This window comes from Pseudogulbenkiania subflava DSM 22618 (genome assembly GCF_900177275.1).
In the GTDB taxonomy this organism is placed as follows: Bacteria; Pseudomonadota; Gammaproteobacteria; order Burkholderiales; family Chromobacteriaceae; genus Pseudogulbenkiania; species Pseudogulbenkiania subflava.
This window is the reverse complement of the sequence record NZ_FXAG01000008.1, coordinates 20,134-38,286: the sequence shown is the minus strand read 5'-3', so window position 1 is coordinate 38,286 and position 18,153 is coordinate 20,134. Positions and strand designations below refer to the sequence as shown.

The window sequence follows — 18,153 nt, the reverse complement described above, 5'->3', positions numbered from 1 at the left end:
TTGCTCTTAATATGGGAGATTAAAAATTCGAACCCCGATTCTGACCATATCTTGGGGCGAATTGCAAGGATGTTTTCGGGCGACATCCAGAACGCCCCCCGCAACGCAGCAAATCGAGCCGGGACGGGCGCTCGGGCCATGTACAATTTGACCAATAAAACCCGGAAAATCGCCACTTTCCTCCAAACAATCGCACCCGGCGGGTATTTGCTTGCCGGGCTCGCCACAACGGCTTTTTCAGCGGCAAGGGTTACTCCGCATTGGCAAAGCCCTGTCATGGAGCTTTAATGCAGCATGACATCCCTGCCCGCCGCGGAAAACAAATCGGAAGGTCCCCATGAAAGTCGGCTTGTTCATTCCCTGCTTCGTCAACGAACTGTATCCCCACGTCGCCATGGCCACGCTGGAACTGCTGGAAGGCTACGGTGTGGACGTGGCCTACCCCATGGAACAGTCCTGTTGCGGTCAGCCGCTGGCCAATAACGGCGACAGCAGCGGCGCCTGCGACGCGGCGCTGCGCTTCACCGGCGTGTTCAAGGACTTCGACTACGTGGTGGCGCCCTCCGGCAGCTGCGTCTCGCACGTCACGCACCACTACCCGTGGTACATCGCCGACAACGCCGACTTCCAGCGCCTGCAACCGCGCGTCTTCGAGATCGTCGAGTTCCTGCAAGACGTGCTGAAGGTGGACAAACTGCCCAAGCCGGTGCACTTCCCGCACAAGGTGTCGATCCACCAGAGCTGCCACGGCCTGCGCGAGCTGCACCACGCCAGTCCGAGCGAGCTGATGATCCCCTACCAGTCGCGCCTGGAGCGCATCCTGCAACTGGTGGACGGCATCGAGATCGGCCAGCCGGAGCGGCGCGACGAGTGCTGCGGTTTCGGCGGCACCTTCAGCGTGGACGAGGCCGACGTCTCGGTGGCGATGGGGCGCGACCGCGTGGCCCAGCACGAGGCCACCGGGGCCGAGTACATCGTCGGCGCCGACCCGTCCTGCCTGATGCACATGGGCGGCATCATCCGCCACAACGGCCGCGCCATCCGCCCGCTGCACGTGGTGGAAATCCTCACCGGTCGCGGAGGTGCCGCATGAAGGCCGACAACATTCATCACCCGGACGCCGCGCGCGCATTCCTCACTGACCGCGCCCGTGCCAGCTGGCACGACCAGGCGATCTGGTTCGTGCGCCAGAAGCGCGACGTCCAGGCCAAACAGCTGCCAGAGTGGGAAGAGCTGCGCAAGTTGGCCGAACAGATCAAGGCGCACACGCTTTCCAAACTCGACGACTACCTGATCCAGTTCGAGGAGAACGCACGCCGCAACGGCGTCACCGTGCACTTCGCCGCCGACGCCGCCGAGCACAACCGCATCGTGCACCAGCTGCTGGCCGCCAGACAGGTCAAGAAACTGGTGAAGTCTAAGTCGATGCTGACCGAGGAATGCGGGCTCAACCCGTATCTGGAAGAACGTGGCATCGAGGTGATCGACACCGACCTGGGCGAGCGCATCGTGCAGCTTCGGCACGAGCCGCCGAGCCACATCGTGATGCCGGCGATCCACCTGAAGAAAGAGCAGATTTCCGAGCTGTTTCATGAAGAGCTCGGCACCGAGGCCGGCAACAACGACCCGACCTACCTGACTCACGCCGCACGCGCCAACCTGCGCCAGCACTTCCTGAGCGCCGACGCCGGACTGACCGGGGTCAACTTCGCCATCGCCGAGACCGGCGGCGTGGTGGTGTGCACCAACGAGGGCAACGCCGACCTCGGCACCGCGCTGCCGCCCTTGCACATCGCCTCGATGGGCATCGAGAAGATCATCCCCAAGCTGGAGCACCTGGGCGTGTTCACCCGCCTGCTGGCGCGCTCGGCGATCGGCTCGCCGGTAACCACCTACACCTCGCACTTCCACCGTGCGCGGCCGGGCGGCGAGATGCACATCGTCATCGTCGACAACGGCCGCAGCGACATCCTCGGCAACCCGGACTTCTACGCCTCGCTGCGCTGCATCCGCTGCGGCGCCTGCATGAATACCTGCCCGGTGTACCGGCGCAGCTCCGGCCACAGCTACAGCTACGTCATCCCCGGACCGATCGGCTCGACGCTGGGGCCGAGCCGCGACATCAAGAAACACGGCAGCATGGCCTTCGCCTGCACCACCTGCGGCTCCTGCTCCAACGTCTGCCCGGTGAAGATCAACCTGCACGAGCAGCTGATCCTGCAGCGCAAACGGGCCTTCGACGCCGGCACCCTGAAGCCGGCCAAGAAGATGGGACTGCTGGCAATGCGCTTCCTGACCCAGCATCCGGCCTTGATGGACGCCGGCGGCAAGGCGATGCGCAAGGTAGTGCCGATCCTGCCAGCCTTCGTCAAGGACGGCACGGCGTGGAGCCGGCCGGGGCGCGACCTGCCCGAGATGCCGGAACACAGCTTCAAGGAACTCTACCGCCGCCGCCAGGAGGACAAGCAATGAGCAGCAGCCGCGACGCCATCTTGGCCAAGATTCATCGCAACCGCCCCGGCGGGCCGGCGCTGCCGGACATCCACGCCGTACCGTTCATCACCTTCGACGACAAATTCGCCGCCTTCGCCGGGCTGATCCGCAACCTGGGCGGCGAGGCCATCTGGCTCGCCGACGGCCAGAGCGTGGCCGACGTGGTGGCACAACGTTGGCCGAAGACCGGGCGCACCGTCGACCTGACCACGATGCAGCATGAGGAAGTCTTCACCCCGCACGACTGGCACGACGTCGACGTTGCCATCGTGCCCGGCGAGCTCGCCGTGGCGGAAAACGCCGCGGTGTGGATCAGCCACCCCGACAACATCTTCCGCTCGCTGTATTTCCTGACGGAAAAGCTGGTGATGGTGGTGCCCAAGGACAAGCTGGTCGACACCATGCGCGACGCCTACGGCCAGATCACCCTCCGCGAGCATGGCTTCGGCGCCTTCATCTCCGGCTCGTCGCGCACCGCCGACATCGAGCAGAGCCTGGTCATGGGCGCACACGGTGCCATGGCGGCACTGGTGATCTTCTGCTGACAAGCCAACCCGTTTTCTCTCTTTTGGTGTGTTGCTCTGCCACAGACCCCGCTTGCGGGGTCTGTGATTGTTGACAAACCCCTTTTGCGAAGCGGAAGGGGTTTGTTATGCAAACAGGAAGGCTGCAGATTTAATAACTTATCAGGAGCGGCCCGGCTTTGCCGGGTCCGGTAGAATCTAAACAGGCTACTTTGTCAGCAGCCTGAGACCCCGCTTGCGGGGTCTCTTTTTTTGTCGGCAACAAAAAACCCCACCAAAGCGGCGGGGTTGTCCAAGCGATCTTACTTGTAGCGAGGTGGCAGCAGCAGCGCCGGAACCTCGCGCTGGCGCTTGCCAATGCGCGCCTTGAACACCTTGCGCGGTTCGCCGTTGTCCACAGGCTTGCGCAGCGGCTCGGCAGCGGGGACCGCCATGGGGGCACGCGATGCACTGCGGCTGTTGCCGCGCCCGTTCTCCGCCGAGCGGCGCGGCGGCGGCGCGATCTCGTCGGCCGGACGCTCCAGCCACGACGGCCAGAAGCCGGACACCGGCTGCGGCTTCAGCGTCTGCCGCGTCAGCTTCTCGATCGCCTCGAGTTGCTTGCCTTCGTCCTGCCCCATCAGCGAGATGGCCACGCCGGAAGCACCGGCACGGCCGGTGCGGCCGATACGGTGCACATAGTCTTCCGGCGCGTTGGGCAGCTCGAAGTTGACCACGTAGGGCAGTTCGGAGATATCCAGGCCACGCGCCGCCACGTCGGTCGCCACCAGCACCTTGACCTCGCCGCTCTTGAACGCGGTCAGCGTTTCCAGGCGGGCACCTTGGGCCTTGTCGCCGTGGATCGCCTCGGCGGCATGGCCGTCGCGCTTCAGATCGCGCGCCAGTTGGTCGGCGGACAGCTTGGTCTTGCAGAACACGATGACCTGGCCCATCTGGCGCTCGCGGATCAGGTGCGACAGCAGGTAGCGCTTGCGCTGGCTATCCACCGAGAACACCAGCTGCTCGACCTGGGCGTTGGTCGAATTCTGCCGTGCCACTTCAACGGTCTGCGGGTCGTGCATGAACTCCTCGGCCAGGCGCTTGATCTCCGGCGCGAAGGTGGCCGAAAACAGCAGGGTCTGGCGCGTGCGCGGCAGCATGCCGAGGATCTTGCGGATGTCGTTGATGAAGCCCATGTCCAGCATGCGGTCGGCTTCGTCCAGCACCAGCACGTCGACCTTGTTGAGCTGCACCGTCTTCTGGCCGACGTGATCGAGCAGACGACCCGGCGTGGCGATCAGGATTTCGACGCCGCGACGCAGCTCCTGCGTCTGCGGGTCCATGTTCATGCCGCCAAACACCACGGTGGAGCGTAGCGGCAGATACTTGGTATAGGCCACCGCGTTGACGGCGATCTGGTCGGCCAGCTCGCGGGTCGGCGACAGGATCAGCGCGCGCACCGGGTGCATGGCCGGCGAGGCGCTGGTACTGGCAAATTTCTTCAGGCGTTCCAGGATCGGCAGCATGAACGCCGCCGTTTTGCCGGTGCCGGTCTGCGCGGCAGCAAGGAGATCTCGTCCGGACAGCACCAGCGGAATGGCTTTGGCCTGGATCGGCGTGGGTTCGGAATAACCCTGCTCGTCGATGGCGCGGAGAATCTCCGGCGACAGCCCAAGCTCGGCAAATGACATGAACAATACTCCTGCGGTAAAGCCTGAGACGGCCGGCCGGCGGTCGGCTGTCTCGAAACGGATGTTGGTTTCGGTAACAAATAAAAAGGCCGACGCCGCCCGAAGGCGGCGCCAGCCGGTCGATCAGCTCAGTTGGGCGGCAACGCTGATCAACAGGATCACGAACAGCCAGAGCAAGGCGGAGCGCCACACCAGCCCCACCGCGCTCTTCAGGTAGTCGGGATCGGACTCCTCGCCCAGCCCCAGCTCCGGGCGGAACTTGATGGTGTAGTCCTGCCGTACCGGGTCACCCAGCTTGACGCCCAGCGCGCCGGCGGCCGAGGCGAGCAGGATGCCGTGCGCGTAGTGGCCCCAGGTACGGGCCTGCGAGCGCCAGCAATAGAGTGCGTCCTCGAAATCGCCCATGATGGCGAAGCTGATGGCCGTCAGCCGCACCGGAATCCAGTCCAACCAAGCCATGGCACGCGCGGCGAAGCGGCCGAACAGGTCGTCGCCCGAACTGCGCTCGCCCCACTTCTGCGACAGGATGTAGCTCAGCCGGTACAGCACGGCACCCGCCGGACCGGGCAGGATCAGGAACCAGAACATGGTGCCGAACACGTGGCGGTAGCTGTCCACCACGCCCTGCTCGATCGACAGCCGGGAAATCTCGTTGACCGACAGTTCCGCCGTCGGCTGGCCGGTCCAGTGTGCCAGCGTCTGGCGCGCGTCGAAATCGCGCCCTTCCGACAAGGCCAGGGAAATCTCGGAGAACGAACTGGAAAAGTGGCGGAACCCCATGGTGAGATACAGCACCAGGACGTTCCACGCCAGCCCCAGCACCGGGCTCACCGCCGCCAGCAGGTAGTAGCCGCCAAGAGCGACCAGCAGCGGCGGCAGCATCGCCGCCAGCCAGGCCATCACGCCATGCCGGTTGTAGCCGGCGTTCAGGTTGCGCTCCAGGTGGTTGGCGTAGCGGGTGAACAGCAGCCAGACCCGGTTGCGGTTACCCAGCGGGCGAAGTTGCTCGAGTGCGAGTGCGAAGATCAGGGATAACAGGGTCATGGCTTATGGTCTTGAGGTGGTCTCTGGCCCAGACGCACGATACCACAAAGGCATCTCTACGCCCACCCGACCGGCGTGGAGCCCGCAGACAATCTCGCTACGCGCCCCTGATTGGGACCTGGGTGCGGTTCTGTACGCGCAAATCGCCGATTTGCTCTGCCATGATCCTCATGCACTACGTGTGCATTCCGGTTTCGACACGGCCTTTTACCCTGCGGAGAGCCTCTCGCGGCAGATCGGGAACAGGCTTTTAGGCCGAACCGAGATGACGGCCGCCGCCGGACAGGGTGGGCGGAGCCCCGTCCTTGCCATAGCCGAGTGTGGCGATGGCGGCTTGGCGCAGAACCTCGAGCGTTTCCTCGGTCAGGGCGAGATGGCGTTGAACCAGCTCGCCGTTGAGGCGGTTGATTGCCTGCACCTGCTTGAGGACCGCGTCGAGCTCGGCCCAGGCGCCGCGGGCCGCGTTCTTGTCGGCAAGCCAGGCGTGCACCCGTTCGGCCTCGACCAGGTCGAGCGACTGCATCAGTGCGGCACGCCGCCGAGACGACTCGGCCAGCCGCTCCAGAAGATGCCCCTTTTCCTCGGCCAGGGGCTCGAGCGCGGCTACCTCGTTGCGCACCAGTACCGCCTGCTCGCGCTGCATCAGTTCCGCCAACGCCTTGAGCAGGGAGGTTTCATCCTGACACAACGCGGTAAAGGTTTCGGCTTGCGGCATGGTTCAGTCGGGAAGGTTGACGAGGCTCAACGGGACAGCAAATCCTGCGCCGAGGCGATGAGCTGGTCGGCGATCTTGTCCGGGTTGATCTGGAACGAGCCGGAGGCGATGGCCTGCTTGATGGCGTCGACCTTGGCGGCATCGAAAGCCGGGGCGTTGGCCACCTCGCGCTCGACGGCCCCGATCTTGGGGTTGATGGCGACGTTATCGGACGCCGAAGCGGAAGCGCTGTCCGAGGTGCTGGGGGTGCTCTCCCGTCGCACGGGCTTGCTCTGGGCGCCGTACGCTCCAAGGGCCTTGCTCGTGTTGTCGATTTTCATGGCTAACGTCCTTCCACGAGAGAGATTGGGGGTTTGTACTTATTATCGACTGGAACAACACAATCTTGAGGATTTTATTTTTGCTCAGTACGACACCAGCACGCTGCCGTCGACCTGGGCCACGCCGCTGACTTCACGGCCACTGGCCATCCTCACCCGCACCGACTCGCCGACGGCGGCATTGCCTCGCGCCGTGCCTTCGGCCGTCGCGACAAAACCGTCCCCCTGCGCCAGCACCTTCACGCGCTGATTGGTTCTAATCACGTCCGGCTGCTGCAGCATGAAACTGCGCAGCCAGGCACCGGCCGGCACGCTGCTCCTCATGCTCTGGCCGATCGCCTGGTCGAGCCGGTTGAGCACGTTGCGACTGAGCGCCGGCGAGGTCATTTCCGCCAGCCTGACGTCGTCCGGGGTCAGCAGCTCCCCGGCCTTGAGCGGACGGGCCGCCACCACGCCCATTCTCTTTTCGGCGATCGTCACCGGCAGCCGCAACGACCAGCCTGCCGCCGGGCAGGACAGATCGAGCGAGGAGTTCCCACTGGGCACGGCCCCTGCCGACCAGCTCACCTGGGGCTGCTCACAGGCCGGCAGCGCCAGACGCGGATCGAGCCGGCCGAGCGTGAAGGTCGCCGGCCGGAAGCGCAGCTCCTGCTCGACGAAGCGGCGCGCAGCCTGCTCCAGCGCCACCAGATTCTGCGTAGCGGCCAAGAGCTCGAGCGGGTGGAGCAAGAGGCCCAGCAGGAGCGACAAGGCGATAAGGCGTTTTTGCATGTGCCTCATTCTACCCGAGAAATCGCCGGGTGGAGGGCGCCTCGGCAGACGGCAACCCCATCCCGGAAACGATCAAGGCCCCTTACGGGGCCTTGATCGAGTCATCGAGTCGTGCCGGCTCAGGCCAGTGCGGCCTCGATGAAGTCTTTCACCGCGGCGGCGTCGGCATCGAACACCGTCACGCGCTGCGGCAGGTTCTCGATGCCGTCGAAACCGGCCGGGCGCGGCGGATCGCGGTCCAGCGCCTCGCGGATGGTGTCGGCGAACTTGGCCGGCAGGGCGGTTTCCAGGCAGACCACGGTCTCGCCTGGCCGGCGCACGTCGCGTGCCACCTTGATGCCGTCGGCGGTGTGGGTATCCACCACCACGCCGTCTTCACGATCGACCTGGCGGATCGTTGCCAGGCGGTCGGCATGGGTGCTCTTGCCGGAGGCGAAGCCGAATTGCTCGCGGGTCGCAGCCAGCTGGGCCGACAGGTCGAAGCCCTCGCCCGAGTCCACCTTGGCCCACAGTTCGCGCACCTTGGCCGCGTCGCGGCCGACCAGGTCGAACACGAAGCGCTCGAAGTTGGACGCCTTGGAGATGTCCATCGACGGGCTGGAGGTGACCCAGGTGTTGGCGGTGCCGCGCGGGCGGTAGACGCCGGTGCGGAAGAACTCGTCGAGCACGTCGTTCTCGTTGGTGGCAACGATCAGGCGCTCCACCGGCAGCCCCATCTGGCGGGCGATGTGACCGGCGCAGACGTTGCCGAAGTTGCCGGACGGCACGCAGAAGCTGACCTGCTCGTCGTTGCTGGCGGTGGCGTTGAAGTAGCCCTTGAAGTAGTACACCACCTGCGCCACCACGCGCGCCCAGTTGATCGAGTTGACCGTGCCGACCTTGTGGCGCGCCTTGAAGGCGTGATCGTTCTGCACCGCCTTCACGATGTCCTGGCAATCGTCGAACATGCCCTTGATGGCGATGTTGTGGATGTTCTCGTCCTGCAGGCTGTACATCTGCGCGCGCTGGAACGGGCTCATCAGGCCGTCCGGGCTCAGCATGAACACGTTGATGCCGGCCTTGCCGCGCATCGCGTATTCGGCCGCTGAGCCGGTGTCGCCGGAGGTGGCGCCGACGATGTTGAGCTCTTCACCCTTCTTGGCCAGCACGTACTCGAACAGGTTGCCGAGGAACTGCATGGCCATGTCCTTGAACGCCAGCGTGGGGCCGTTGGACAGTTCCAGAATGACCAGGCCGTCCTTGAGGCGCTTGACCGGGGTGATCTCGGCCGAGCCGTACACCTCGGCGGTGTAGGTGCGGCTGACGATATCCTTGAGGTCGGCTTCGGGAATGTCGGTGGCAAACAGGCGGATCACCTCGAACGCCAGCTCGGCGTAGGAGAGACCGCGCCAGGCGTCGAGCTGTTCACGGCCGATCTGCGGGTAATGCTCCGGCAGCGCGAGACCACCATCCGGCGCCAAGCCCATCAGGATGGTGTCGGAAAACGGCAGCGGCTGCATGCCGCCGCGGGTGCTGATGTAATGCATAGGGGTTCCGTTCAGCCGTTGAGTTCTTCCATGCGCAGACGCACCACCTTGCCTGCCACGCTATCCAGCGCCTCGATGGAGGCGATGGCACGGTTGACCTGCTTCTCCTGCACGCGGTGAGTCAGGATCACCACTTCGGCGGAGCCGTCGGCATCCGCGCCCTTCTGGATCAGCGCCTCGATCGAGATGCCGTTGTCGGCCAGGAGACGGGTGATCTCGGCCAGTACGCCGGTACGGTCGGCCGCGGCGATACGCAGGTAGTAGGAGCTGTGAATCTCGTCGATCGGCAGGATCGGGGTATCCTGCAGACGGTCCGGCTGGAACGCCAGGTGCGGCACGCGGTGCTCGGGATCGGCGGTGAGCAGACGGGCCACGTCGACGATATCGGCCACCACGGCGGACGCGGTCGGCAGCGCACCGGCACCGGCACCGTAGTACAGGGTCGGGCCGATGGCGTCGCCCTTGGCCATCACCGCGTTCATCACGCCGTTGACGTTGGCGATCAGGCGGTCTTCCGGGATCAGCGTCGGGTGTACGCGCAGCTCGATGCCGGCATCGGTGCGGCGGGTCAGGCCCAGCAGCTTGACGCGGTAGCCCAGTTCCTCGGCGTACTTGATGTCGCGGCCGTCGAGCTGGCTGATGCCTTCCAGGTAGCACTTGTCGAACTGCATCGGAATGCCGAAGGCGATGGACGCCATGATGGTGAGCTTGTGGCCGGCGTCGTGGCCTTCGATGTCGAAGGTCGGGTCGGCTTCGGCATAGCCCAGGCGCTGCGCCTCGGCCAGCACGTCGGCGAAGCTCGAGCCCTTGTCGCGCATTTCGGTCAGAATGAAGTTGGAGGTGCCGTTGATGATGCCGGCGATCCATTCGATGCGGTTGGCCGACAGGCCTTCGCGCAGCGCCTTGATGATCGGGATGCCGCCGGCCACGGCGGCTTCGAACGCTACCATCACACCCTTTTCCTGGGCGCGGGCGAAGATCTCGTTGCCGTGCACGGCCAGCAGTTTCTTGTTGGCGGTGACTACGTGCTTGCCGTTCTCGATGGCCTTGAGCACCAGCTCCTTGGCGATGGTGTCGCCGCCGATCAGCTCGACCACGATATCGACATCGGGGTGGTTGACGATCTGCATGGCGTCGTCGACCACCGGCACGTCCGGACCGACCACTTCACGCGCGCGTTCCAGATCGCGGTTGGCCGCCATGAACAGACGGATCTCACGACCGGCACGGCGGCTGATTTCCTCAGCGTTGCGTTTGAGCACGGTGGCGGTACCGCCACCGACCGTCCCTACTCCCATCAGACCAATGTTGATCGGCTGCATGGCATCTCCTGATATTGAATGGTGTCAGATTTTTTTATGAGTCCCCGGCTCAAGGCCTACCGGCAAGGGCGTAATACGCTTGCCGCTGGGTCCTGCGCCGATAAAAAAAGGGGCCTGCCGGCCCCCTGCTTTACTGCCGTACTGCGCGGTCCATTGTGCCACGATCATGGCCGTTGTAACGCTAAAACTTGAGCCTAGTCGGTACCGTGACGCTTGCGGTAGCTTTCGAGGAAGCGGGCGATGCGACCGATGGCTTCGATCAGGTCGTCGCTGTTGGGCAGGAACACCACGCGGAAATGGTCCGGGGCGATCCAGTTGAACCCGGAGCCCTGCACCAGCAGCACCTTTTCTTCCTGCAAGAGCTCGAGGATGAACTGCTGGTCGTCGCTGATCGGGTAGATCTTGGGGTCGAGGCGCGGGAACAGGTAGAGCGCCCCCTGCGGCTTGACGCAGCTGACGCCGGGAATGGCGGTCAGGAGTTCGTGCGCCAGATCCCGCTGGCGCGCCAGCCGGCCGCCCGGTGCCACCAGATCGTTGATGCTCTGGTAGCCGCCCAACGCGGTCTGGATGGCGAACTGCGCCGGCACGTTGGCGCACAAGCGCATCGAGGCCAGCATGTTGAGGCCTTCGATGTAGTCGTGCGCGTGCTTCTTCTCGCCCGACAGGACCATCCAGCCGGCGCGGTAGCCGCAGGCGCGATAGTTCTTGGACAGGCCGTTGAGCGTGACGCACAGCACGTCCGGTGCCAGGCTGGCGATCGAGGTGTGGCGTACCTCGTCGTACAGCACCTTGTCGTAGATTTCGTCGGCGTAGATGATCAGCTGGTGCTGGCGCGCCAGTTCGACGATCTGGGCCAGCAGCTCCGGCGGATAAACGGCTCCGGTCGGATTGTTGGGGTTGATGACGACGATGGCGCGGGTGTTGGCGTTGATCTTGGCGCGGATGTCCTCGATGTCGGGGAACCAGCCGGCGTCCTCGTCGCACACGTAATGCACCGCCTTGCCGCCGGCTAGGCTGACCGCGGCGGTCCACAGCGGGTAGTCCGGCGCCGGCACCAGCACTTCGTCGCCGGTGTCGAGCAGCGCCTGCATCACCATCACGATCAGCTCGGACGCGCCGTTGCCGATGTAGATGTCCTCCATCGCCACGTTGGGCAGCTGCTTCTGCTGGGCGTAGTGCATGATCGCCTTGCGCGCGGCGAACAGGCCCTTGGAGTCGGAATAGCCCGAGGCGTCCGGCAGGTTGGAGATCACATCCTCGATGATCTCGTCCGGGGCGAAGAAGCCGAACGGGGCCGGGTTGCCGATGTTGAGCTTGATGATGCGGTGGCCTTCGTCTTCCATCTTCTTGGCGTGCTCGAGGACCGGGCCGCGGATGTCGTAGCAGACGTTGGCGAGTTTTTGTGATTTGTGTACAGGCTGCATGGCAGTGTCGTTTACCGTGGCATTCCGCCCGCCGGAACCCTTGGCCCGTTTGCGGCGACGCGGTGAGTGTTCGTTCAAGATTCATCCCCTGGGTGCGGCAAACACGGCGGCACCGGTGCGATACCGGCGGTCGTCCTTGGCGGCGGGTCAAGGTATAATCCTATCCCAATACGTGGTGCACTGCACTAGCAGCAAAACCCGGCTCAGGAAGCTCCCCATGAAACTGCATCAAGCCAGCGGCCAAGGCCGCAATCTGTTCACCGGCTACGGCGAAGGCCATGTCCTGATCAACCAGGTCCGCCACGACGGCAACCTTGTCGTGACCCCGGACGAGGTGCTGCCATGGGCGCCGGCCAGCTTCGAGGAACTGGCCAGCGAGCATTTTGCCGTGCTACTCGACCTGGCGCCGGAAGTGGTGCTGTTCGGCAGCGGCGCGCGCCTGCGCTTCCCCCACCCGCGCCTGACCGCGGTGCTGACCAACGCTGGCATCGGGGTCGAGGTGATGGACACCCAGGCTGCCTGCCGCACCTATAACATTCTGCTGGCGGAAGACCGCCGCGTGATCGTCGCGCTGTTCAGCTGATTCGCTTCCCCGCTCCGTAACACGGCAAAACGCCGCTTCCCGTCGCAGGGGGCGGCGTTTGCGCATCAGGCAGCAGGCCGCGGCCGTCACAGCACGGCGGCTTCCCGCGCCGCTTGCGCGGCGTGTTGCCCGCCGAACGACTCGTAGGCCATCAGTGCCTCGGCCGCCGTCATCAGCGACGGCCCTCCTCCCATGTACACCGCCACCTGCAGCATTTCCAGAAACTCGGCACGGCTGCAGCCCAGCTCGACCAGCGCCTTGGCGTGAAACGCCAGGCAGCCCTGGCAGCGGCTGGCGATGCCGATCGCCAGCGCGATCAGCTCCTTGCTCTTGTTGGACAGCGCGCCGTCGTGATGCGCCGTCCGACTCATCTGGCCGAAGCCCTTCATGGTTTCCGGGATTTCGCGGCGCAGTTCCGCCACCTTGCTGCCGATGACCGAAGCCAGTTCCTGGTAATTGTGACTCATGATCCACCCAATCGTTTAAGAAAATTACATTATATAATTTACTTAATCGATTGGCGAAAAACAAGCCCTTCGGCCAACCTCGCAACGGCAGGCGGCAGAAGGACTGTTCAGGCAGGGGTCAGGCCATCAACAGCCCCCCTGTCGGGTTCAGGCCGCTGGCGCACGGCCCGCGCCTCAGCGTGAAGGCATTTGGCTCACAGAAAATCGCGCAGCAGCAGCGCCCCCAGCAGCAGCGCGATCAGCGTCAGCCGGAAGTTTTGCTTTTTCTGCTCGCGCATCAGGTGCATGTACCCCTCGATCAGGAGCTCGCCGCGGCTGGCCGAGAGCGCCTCGTTGAGGCGGCGCGGCAGCGTCGGCAGCGTGGTGGCCCACTGCGGTGCCTCGTGGCGCAGCGTCTTGATCAGGCCACGCCAGCCGATCTGCTCGTTCATCCACTTGGTCAGGAAGGGCTTGGCGGTATCCCACAGGTCGAGATTGGGATCGAGCTGGCGCCCCAGCCCTTCGATGTTGAGCAGCGTCTTCTGCAGCAACACCAGCTGCGGCTGGATCTCGACGTTGAAGCGGCGGCTGGTCTCAAACAGGCGCAGCAATACCAGACCGAACGAAATCTCGGACAGCGGCTTCTCGAAGATCGGCTCGCACACGGTGCGTACCGCGGCTTCCAGCTCTTCGGCGCGGGTGTCTTTCGGCACCCAGCCCGACTCGATGTGGGCGGTGGCGACGCGGTGGTAGTCGCGGTTGAAGAAGGCGAGGAAGTTGACCGCCAGGTAATGCTTGTCGACGTCGGTGAGCGAACCGACGATGCCGAAGTCGAGCGCGATGTAGCGCCCGTCCGGCGCCACGAAGATGTTGCCGGGGTGCATGTCGGCGTGGAAGAAGCCGTGGCGGAACACCTGGGTGAAGAAGATCTCGACGCCGAAGCGGGACAGCTTCTTCAGGTCGATGCCCTGCTCGCGCAGCCGCTCGATCTGCGAGATCGGAGTACCGTGCATCCACTCCAGCGTCAGCACCTCGCGCGTGGTGTAGTCGTAGAACACCTCGGGCACGATCAGTTGGTCGGAGTCGGTGAAGTTGCGGCGCAGCTGCGAAGCGTTGGCCGCCTCGTGCATCATGTCGAGCTCGTCGTGCAGGTACTTGTCGAACTCCCCGACCACTTCGCGCGGCTTGAGGCGCTTGCCGTCGACGAAGAAGCGCTCGACCCAGCCCGCCAGCGTGCGCATCAGCGCCAGGTCCTGCTCGATCACCGGCTGGATGCCGGGGCGCAGCACCTTGACCGCCACTTCCCTGCCCTTGCTGCCATCCGGCAGTTTCAGCCAGGCCTTGTGCACCTGCGCCACCGAGGCGCTCGCCACCGGCACGTCGTTAAAGTCGGCGTACAGACTGTCGACCGTACGGCCGAAGCTCTGCTCGATGACCTGGCGCGCCAGTTCGCCGTCGAACGGCGGCACCTTGTCTTGCAGCCGCGCCAGCTCGTCGGCGTAGTCCGGCGGCAACAGGTCGCGCCGGGTCGACAGCACCTGCCCGAACTTGACGAAGATCGGCCCCAGGCTCTCCAGCGCCTCGCGCACGCGCTGGGGCAGCGGCGCCGAGGTGTCGCGGCGCAGCGGGCAGAAGCGGAACAGGGTATGGACGAAACCGAGCCGGGAATGGCCCTCGAAAAAATCGTCGAGGCCGTAACGGTAGAAGGTGGAAACGATCTTGATGAAACGCGAAATCCGCATGATCGGCAGGTTGCCTTAAGAGTTTTTCTGATTGATGGCGGCTTCCAGCGCCAACAGGCGCTTCTCCAGCCGTGCGGCGTCATCGCGCAGCATGTCTACGGCGTGGACGAAACCGTCCACCTGTGACTTCTTGGCCAGCAGCGGCGCTTCCTCGCGCAGGTGCTCGATCCAGTTTTCGGCCAGACGCCAGGCGATCTCGCCCTTGAAGCCCAGCATGCCGCGCGCCAGCTTTTCCAGGCGGCTGGCGGCGACGTCGCCGACCACGCGAGACAGGTCCTCGGCCGCGTCCCACTTGAGTCCGCCAACGAGCCGCGCCACGGCGGTGGCGAGGTCGGTGTCGCCCTCCAGCGTGATGTCGGCCAGATCGGGCTGACGGCCGCTGAGCGTCGCCAGTGCCACACTGTGCTTGAGGCGTATCACCGCCTCCGGTTCGCCCTCGCAGGCGGCAAGCCAGCCGTCCTCGGTGATCACGCCGCTCACCGCCAGCGGCGGCAGCATGATGGCCACGCGCCGGCCGGAGAAGCGGGTGAGTTCGTCGCGCACCGCCGGGTGCTGGTTCAGCACATGGTTGAAGGCGGCAATCTGGAGCTTCATCTCACTATCCTTAGTATTTACGACCGCGACGTCGGCCAGGCTCCGGCGCTTGGACACGACCGCCGCGCGACATCGTCGGACGACGCTGGGGCCTGCCGGCCGGACTCAGGCTTTCAGCCGGGCAAACAGCAGGTTCACTCCCAGCGCCATGAACAACCCGCCACAGACCCGGTCGAGCCGGCGCGACACGCCACTGCGCCGCAGCCACGCGCCCAGGCGCGCCGCCAGCAGTGCCAGACCGCAGCACCACACCAGCCCGGTAGCGACGAAGGCGAGGCCCAAGATCACGAACGACGTGGCACCGGCGCCGGGCTTGACGAACTGCGGCAGGAAGGCGAGGAAAAACAGCGCCACCTTGGGGTTGAACAAGTTGGTCAGACAGGCCTCGCGCAACACGCGCCAGCCATCGGCCGCGGTGGGCGTCGGCAGCGCGTCGACACCGCCGCCGCTCTTCAGCATCTTCACCCCCAGCCACATCAGGTACGCCGCCCCCAGCAGTTTCACCAGCAGGAAGGCCGTGGCCGAGGTCGCCAGGATCGCCGACAGGCCGAACGCCGCCAGCAGCGTATGCCCCACGCTCCCTAGACCGATCCCCAGCGCCGACAACAGCCCGGCCGATCGCCCCTGCGCGGTGCTGCGTCCGAGGATGTAGAAGGTGTCCGGCCCCGGCGTGACGTTGAGCAGAAAGCCGGCCGCGACGAAGGCCCACAGGTTGGTAATGCCGTCCATGGCGCTCAGAACTTGTAGCCCTTGTGCAAGGCGACCACGCCAGCCGACAGGTTGTGGTAGTCGACCTTGCCGAAACCGGCTTCCAGCATCATCTGCTTCAGGGTTTCCTGGTCCGGATGCATGCGGATCGACTCGGCCAGGTACTGATAGCTCTCGGCGTCGTTGGCGACCAGCTTGCCCATGATCGGCAGCGCCTTGAACGAGTACAGGTCGTAGAACGGCGACAGCGGCTTCCATACCTTGGAAAATTCCAGCACCAGCAGCTTGCCGCCCGGCTTCAGCACGCGGTGCATCTCCTTCAGCGCGGCATCCTTGTGCGTCATGTTGCGCAGGCCGAACGCCACCGACACCAGGTTGAAGTAGTTATCCGGGAACGGCAGCTTCTCGCCGTCGGCCAGCGCCACCGGCAGCATGATGCCTTCGTCGAGCAGGCGGTCGCGCCCCACGGTCAGCATCGAGCTGTTGATGTCGGTCAGCCATACTTCACCGGTCTTGCCGACGCGCTGCACCCAACCGCGCGACAGGTCGCCGGTACCGCCGGCGATGTCCAGCACCTTGTCGCCCGGCTTGACGCCGGCGGTGTTCAGGGTGAAGTGCTTCCATACCCGGTGCAGGCCACCGGACATCAGGTCGTTCATCACGTCGTACTTCTTGGCCACCGAATGGAATACCTCGGCCACCTTGCCGGCTTTTTCGCTCTCATCGACCGTCTTGAAACCGAAATGCGTCTGCTTGTCCATGCTTACTCCCTGCTCGCGCCAGCGGCGGCGAGTCGATCAAGATAATCCTGCCAGTACTGGTCGTGCTTGACGCCCAGCTCGTATAAATAGGCCCAGCTGTAGAGCCCGCTGTCGTGACCGTCGTCGAACACGATCTTCAGCGCGTAGTGACCGACCGGTTCCAGCGCGGTGATCGCCACGTGACGCTTGCCGACCTGCAGCACCTCGTTACCGACGCCGTGGCCGCGCACCTCGGCCGACGGCGAATAGACGCGCAGGTACTCGCACGGCAGCTCGAAGCGGGCGCCGTCGTCGAAGGTGATCTCCAGCCGTTTCGACTGGGTGTGCAGTTTGATTTCCGTCGGAAGCGGCGTCGGGTGCGGTGCGGCCATGCTGTGCTCCATCATGCAAAAACGGGCCTCAAGGTTGGCCGAAGCGTCTTCGGCCAACCTTGATCCGGGTCAGTCGGCTTGCTTCTCCAGCAGCATGGCATCGCCATAGCTGAAGAAGCGGTAACGGTGTTCCACCGCGTGGCGGTAAGCGTTGCGGATGGGCTCCACCCCGGCGAAAGCCGACACCAGCATCAGCAGCGTCGACTTGGGCAGGTGGAAGTTGGTCAGCAGGCGATCCACCACCCGGAAGCGGTAGCCCGGCGTGATGAAGATGTCGGTCTCGCCGCGCCCGGCCACCAGTTCTCCGCCCTGCGCCGCCGACTCCAGCGCGCGCATGCTGGTGGTACCCACCGCCAGCACCTTGCGGCCGGCGGCGTGCGCCGCGGCGATGGCATCAACGGTGGCCGGCGGGATCTCGTAGATTTCGCTGTGCATCTTGTGCTCGGCGATGTTCTCGACCCGCACCGGCTGGAAAGTACCGGCGCCGACGTGCAGCGTCACGTAGGCCAGGATCACGCCCTTGGCACGCAACGCGTCCAGCATCGCCTCGGTAAAGTGCAGACCGGCGGTCGGCGCCGCGACCGCCCCGCGCTCGCGGGCGTAGACGGTCTGATAGCGGCTGTCGTCGTCGCTGTCGGTATCGCGCTCGATATAAGGAGGCAGCGGCAGCTTGCCCGAGGCCTCCAGGATGTCGAACACGTTCTCGGCGTCGAGAAAGCGCAGCTTGAACAGCGCATCGTCGCGCTCCACCATTTCTGCCTGCCAGCGGCCGGCGAAGGTGATCGTGCTGCCCGGCTTCGGCGACTTGCTGGCGCGCACATGCGCCCACACCGTGTGCTCGTCGAGCACCCGTTCGATCAGCGCCTCGACCTTGCCGCCGGATGCCTTCTCGCCGAACAACCGCGCCTTGATCACCCGGGTATCGTTGAACACCATCACGTCACCCGGCTGGAGGCGCTCCAGCACCGCGCCGAACGACAGGTCGGCGAGCGCCATGCCATCCACATGCAACAGGCGGCTGGCACCGCGATGCTCGGGGGGGTGCTGGGCAATCAGTTCGTCGGGCAGGTGGTAGTCGAAATCGGATAACTGCATAAGCTCGTTCGCGCGGGTAAACCGCCCGATTATACCCTCCATCG

At 64.9% G+C, this 18,153-nt stretch carries 19 protein-coding genes; 4 read left to right on the top strand and 15 right to left on the bottom strand.

The annotated features are described in order from the left end of the window. Positions 1 to 337 precede the first annotated feature (337 nt). From B9N72_RS08965 to B9N72_RS08955, 3 genes are read left to right on the top strand one after another with little or no spacing between them, the layout of a single operon-like run. Positions 338 to 1,093, top strand: a complete 756-nt coding sequence (locus B9N72_RS08965) for a (Fe-S)-binding protein (protein ID WP_085276074.1) — start codon at positions 338 to 340, stop codon at positions 1,091 to 1,093. Further along, the gene (locus B9N72_RS08960; RefSeq protein WP_085276073.1) at positions 1,090 to 2,472 is read left to right on the top strand and encodes a lactate utilization protein B; all 1,383 of its coding nucleotides are present in this window, start codon (positions 1,090 to 1,092) and stop codon (positions 2,470 to 2,472) included. Before B9N72_RS08965 ends, B9N72_RS08960 begins: the two co-directional genes overlap by 4 nt. After that, positions 2,469 to 3,038, top strand: a complete 570-nt coding sequence (locus tag B9N72_RS08955) for a LutC/YkgG family protein (protein WP_085276072.1) — start codon at positions 2,469 to 2,471, stop codon at positions 3,036 to 3,038. The genes B9N72_RS08960 and B9N72_RS08955 overlap by 4 nt, the downstream gene beginning before the upstream one ends. Positions 3,039 to 3,319: 281 nt before the next feature. On the opposite strand, the gene B9N72_RS08950 is transcribed toward B9N72_RS08955, so the two are convergent. The 8 genes from B9N72_RS08950 to B9N72_RS08915 all read right to left on the bottom strand — a co-directional run bounded on the left by B9N72_RS08950 (position 3,320) and on the right by B9N72_RS08915 (position 11,809). Further along, positions 3,320 to 4,687 carry a DEAD/DEAH box helicase gene (locus tag B9N72_RS08950; RefSeq protein ID WP_085276071.1) on the bottom strand — a complete coding sequence of 456 codons (1,368 nt, stop codon included), beginning with the start codon at positions 4,685 to 4,687 and terminating at the stop codon, positions 3,320 to 3,322. Positions 4,688 to 4,810: 123 nt separating this feature from the next. Continuing rightward, positions 4,811 to 5,731, bottom strand: a complete 921-nt coding sequence (locus tag B9N72_RS08945; RefSeq protein WP_085276070.1) for a CobD/CbiB family protein — start codon at positions 5,729 to 5,731, stop codon at positions 4,811 to 4,813. A 250-nt stretch (positions 5,732 to 5,981) separates the two neighbouring features. Then, complete coding sequence (locus B9N72_RS08940) at positions 5,982 to 6,446, bottom strand: flagella synthesis protein FlgN (protein ID WP_085276069.1); 465 nt, start codon at positions 6,444 to 6,446, stop codon at positions 5,982 to 5,984. 26 nt (positions 6,447 to 6,472) lie between these two features. Next, a complete protein-coding gene (flgM, locus tag B9N72_RS08935) occupies positions 6,473 to 6,766 on the bottom strand; it encodes a flagellar biosynthesis anti-sigma factor FlgM (protein WP_008954869.1) in 294 nt (97 codons plus the stop codon). An 84-nt stretch (positions 6,767 to 6,850) separates the two neighbouring features. Beyond that, positions 6,851 to 7,537 carry a flagellar basal body P-ring formation chaperone FlgA gene (flgA, locus tag B9N72_RS08930; protein WP_085276068.1) on the bottom strand — a complete coding sequence of 229 codons (687 nt, stop codon included), beginning with the start codon at positions 7,535 to 7,537 and terminating at the stop codon, positions 6,851 to 6,853. Positions 7,538 to 7,656: 119 nt separating this feature from the next. Further along, a complete protein-coding gene (gene thrC / locus B9N72_RS08925) occupies positions 7,657 to 9,063 on the bottom strand; it encodes a threonine synthase (RefSeq protein WP_085276067.1) in 1,407 nt (468 codons plus the stop codon). Positions 9,064 to 9,074: 11 nt separating this feature from the next. Next, a complete protein-coding gene (locus tag B9N72_RS08920) occupies positions 9,075 to 10,385 on the bottom strand; it encodes a homoserine dehydrogenase (RefSeq protein ID WP_085276066.1) in 1,311 nt (436 codons plus the stop codon). Between the two features lie 194 nt (positions 10,386 to 10,579). Next, positions 10,580 to 11,809, bottom strand: coding sequence for a pyridoxal phosphate-dependent aminotransferase (locus B9N72_RS08915; RefSeq protein WP_085276065.1), 1,230 nt, complete (start codon positions 11,807 to 11,809; stop codon positions 10,580 to 10,582). A gap of 217 nt (positions 11,810 to 12,026) precedes the next feature. Between B9N72_RS08915 and B9N72_RS08910 the strand changes: the two genes are divergently transcribed. Continuing rightward, positions 12,027 to 12,392, top strand: coding sequence for an Mth938-like domain-containing protein (locus B9N72_RS08910; RefSeq protein WP_085276064.1), 366 nt, complete (start codon positions 12,027 to 12,029; stop codon positions 12,390 to 12,392). Positions 12,393 to 12,478: 86 nt separating this feature from the next. Here B9N72_RS08910 and B9N72_RS08905 read toward each other — a convergent pair whose 3' ends face one another. From B9N72_RS08905 to queA, 7 genes are all read right to left on the bottom strand, one after another. Continuing rightward, on the bottom strand, positions 12,479 to 12,859 hold the full coding sequence (locus B9N72_RS08905; protein ID WP_085276063.1) for a carboxymuconolactone decarboxylase family protein: 381 nt from the start codon (positions 12,857 to 12,859) through the stop codon (positions 12,479 to 12,481). Between the two features lie 194 nt (positions 12,860 to 13,053). Further along, positions 13,054 to 14,580 carry a ubiquinone biosynthesis regulatory protein kinase UbiB gene (ubiB, locus tag B9N72_RS08900; protein ID WP_085276062.1) on the bottom strand — a complete coding sequence of 509 codons (1,527 nt, stop codon included), beginning with the start codon at positions 14,578 to 14,580 and terminating at the stop codon, positions 13,054 to 13,056. Positions 14,581 to 14,595: 15 nt separating this feature from the next. Further along, entirely contained in the window at positions 14,596 to 15,174 is a 579-nt protein-coding gene (locus tag B9N72_RS08895) for a ubiquinone biosynthesis accessory factor UbiJ (protein WP_085276061.1), read from the bottom strand. A gap of 105 nt (positions 15,175 to 15,279) precedes the next feature. Next, positions 15,280 to 15,903, bottom strand: a complete 624-nt coding sequence (locus B9N72_RS08890) for a LysE family translocator (RefSeq protein WP_085276060.1) — start codon at positions 15,901 to 15,903, stop codon at positions 15,280 to 15,282. 5 nt (positions 15,904 to 15,908) lie between these two features. Beyond that, positions 15,909 to 16,643, bottom strand: a complete 735-nt coding sequence (gene ubiE / locus B9N72_RS08885) for a bifunctional demethylmenaquinone methyltransferase/2-methoxy-6-polyprenyl-1,4-benzoquinol methylase UbiE (protein WP_085276059.1) — start codon at positions 16,641 to 16,643, stop codon at positions 15,909 to 15,911. Between the two features lie 2 nt (positions 16,644 to 16,645). Continuing rightward, positions 16,646 to 17,014, bottom strand: coding sequence for a gamma-butyrobetaine hydroxylase family protein (locus tag B9N72_RS08880; RefSeq protein ID WP_085276199.1), 369 nt, complete (start codon positions 17,012 to 17,014; stop codon positions 16,646 to 16,648). A gap of 69 nt (positions 17,015 to 17,083) precedes the next feature. Then, positions 17,084 to 18,109: a tRNA preQ1(34) S-adenosylmethionine ribosyltransferase-isomerase QueA gene (queA, locus tag B9N72_RS08875; RefSeq protein ID WP_085276058.1), complete on the bottom strand. Its 1,026-nt coding sequence runs from the start codon at positions 18,107 to 18,109 to the stop codon at positions 17,084 to 17,086. Positions 18,110 to 18,153: the final 44 nt, after the last annotated feature.